The 2,653-nt window shown below is 35.7% G+C and carries 1 protein-coding gene and 1 pseudogene; one reads left to right on the forward strand and one right to left on the reverse strand.

Features of this window, described 5'->3' with window-relative positions:
- Window positions 1–318 precede the first annotated feature (318 nt).
- Window positions 319–2,037 (forward strand): EAL domain-containing protein, encoded by a 1,719-nt coding sequence (locus tag AN394_RS21020; RefSeq protein WP_055022506.1) that lies wholly within the window; start codon window positions 319–321, stop codon window positions 2,035–2,037.
- A 71-nt stretch (window positions 2,038–2,108) separates the two neighbouring features.
- On the opposite strand, the pseudogene AN394_RS21025 reads toward AN394_RS21020, so the two are convergent.
- Window positions 2,109–2,555: pseudogene (locus AN394_RS21025) on the reverse strand (GGDEF domain-containing protein); the annotation flags it as partial.
- Window positions 2,556–2,653: the final 98 nt, after the last annotated feature.

The following is a 2,653-nucleotide window of genomic DNA, read 5'->3' on the forward strand; positions in this document are numbered from 1 at the left end:
GCCAATTACTTGGCCGGTTAAATGGTCAACAAAATTGATCCACCCGAGAAAACCAATTACCGTTAATGTGTGCTATTAGTTACGCTTACCCTTGTTTAGCTTGTTTTTGAATAAACGACCAGCGAGCATCCTTAGGTAAGTAAAAACATTTTCTTTGGTGTAAAAGTCCACCATGTCGACATAATCACCCATTGTTGTGGTCAACTAATTCCGGACAGTGAATTAGTTGACCACAACACTACAAATGGAAACTTGACTGAAAAAGAACTCTTTCCTAGGCTTATTTTAGTATGACGCTAAGGTGAACTAATAGCAGTAATGAAAGAGAACAACTTTGAAACTAACTCAACCTTCAGTCCTTCAACAAACTTGCCTGACGTTCGCTTCTTAGAGCTCATTGAATCACTCTCAAAAGTAGCTGTTCAAGGCTACAATCGACATCGTGAAGTAATTTATTGGAATAAAGCAAGTACCTTTCTATATGGGTACACTCAAACAGAAGCTTTAGGAAAAAAACTAGAAGATTTGATCATCCCTCCTTCAATGAAAAAGGATGTCATTGAAGCACATAAAAATTGGCTTGAACACAACATTCCCATTCCATCATCCGAATTAACTTTACAAAATATTAAGGGTCAGCCGGTGCCTGTTTTTTCATCTCATGTTTTATTAAAAACTAGGGGAGATGAGTTTGAAATGTTTTGTTTAGATATTGATATTTCTGAGCAAGTATCTGTTCGTAAAGCTTTGGAAAAAATGGTGTCTTATGATCCAATAACTAACTGTTTGAATCGTTATTCCATCGAGTTAGTTATTAATGAGCTTATAACAAGCAGTATAAAGGACTTTTCTCTACTATTTATCGATATAGATCGATTCAAAGATGTGAATGATGTTTTCGGCTATGAATCGGGTGATGAATTACTCCTTAAAGTTTCTGAGCGCCTCTCTACCCCATTAGAAAAAACTGACTACATAGCTCGCTTTAGCGCTGATGAATTCATAGTTATTTTGAGTTCGGAGCCCTCATCAAATCATGAAAAATTAACTCAGCTTTTGATTGATTCATTTAATTCACCTTTAAAACTGCATGACCAACTGATTTTTACTTCAATTAGTGTCGGGATCTGTCGTTTTCCAAATGATGGAAAGTCAGTAAGAACTTTATTACAGTGCGCTGAAACCGCAATGTACGACGCCAAGGAAAATGGACGTAGTCAGTTTAGGATTTATAACAAAGCGATGAGCGATAGATCGCATTTTCAGATTGAGATATCACAGTACCTCAGAGAGTCACTAATACATGAAGAGTTTCACCTTGTATATCAACCCATCTACTGTGCTAAATCTGAAAAAATAGTTGCTTGTGAGGCCCTATTGCGTTGGGATTCTAATGCAAATAAAAACAATACTACTCCTAATACATTTATCCCCATTGCTGAAAAAGTCGGCCTCATGATCCCAATTGGTAACTTAATATTTCATATGGCCCTCAAAGAACTAAAAAAATGGCGTTCTAATGGTATAAATGATGTTCGTATGTTGATTAATATTTCAGGAAAGCAATTGCTCCAAAAGGAGTTCTTTTCACAGCTTTCTGAATTACTTGAAATATATGAACTTATCCCATCAGATATTGGACTAGAGCTAACAGAGCATGCCTTAATTGAAGCTGATGATGAACTTCTAAAAAACTTATCATTACTTCAAGTACAAGGTGTAGACATTGCTATTGATGATTTTGGGACTGGCTATTCATCTTTAAGTTACTTAAATAAACTCCCAGTTAACACGTTAAAGATCGATAAGTCGTTCGTAGACAATGCACCATACAGAAATAAAGATAGTGCCATATTTGAAGCTATTGTGGATGTTGCGCATAAACTAGATCTTTTGGTTATTGCTGAGGGAGTAGAAACAACGCAGCATGTTGAATACTGCAAGTCTAAAAATGTCGACATGCTTCAAGGTTATAGCTATTCGAAGCCATTATCTTCACAAAAGCTGGAAAGTTTTTTATTACCGTCTAAATCTTAAGTAGCCAGTAACACTACCCATTTGAACATTAGTTTGGAACGTGATTTTAATGAGTAGGTAGCGTATTTTACCTAGTACTCAATACGGCTTTTCCCTTCTTTTTTCGCTTTATATAGCAGTTTATCAGCTTGCTTTATCACATCTTTAATGGGCAATTTTTTATGTAACTCAACCACACCGGCACTAAATGTAAAATTCAACGCTTTATTACCATGGTTAATAAACATAGTTTTAACTCCACTTTGCAGCCTAACTAAAGCATTCTTAGCATCTATAACATTCACACCTTGAAACACAATAACGAACTCTTCGCCTCCAAAGCGAAAGATTAGATCTTCACGCCTAAGGAAAGTCTGAGCTATCTTTGAAAACCCCTTTAATACTTCATCACCTGCTTGGTGACCGTATGTGTCATTTATTGATTTAAAATTATCGAAATCAATAAAACCAATAGTCAAAGGCAAACTTTTTTGTACGTGGAGACTTATAGTTTTTTCAATAACATCAAAAAAATACCGACGATTATAAAGTTAGTGCATCATTCTTTCTGTAATTTCGCCTGAGCTGGAAAAGGTGCAGGTCAAAGTTTATCCTTTTGATTTACCGACCAAAGTAA

This window comes from Pseudoalteromonas sp. P1-26 (assembly GCF_001401795.1).
Classification (GTDB): domain Bacteria; phylum Pseudomonadota; class Gammaproteobacteria; order Enterobacterales; family Alteromonadaceae; genus Pseudoalteromonas.

Bases quoted from the DNA above. Each gene is read 5' to 3' on its own strand.
- AN394_RS21020 (WP_055022506.1), top strand. From the start codon at position 319: ATGAAAGAGAACAACTTTGAAACTAACTCAACCTTCAGTCCTTCAACA.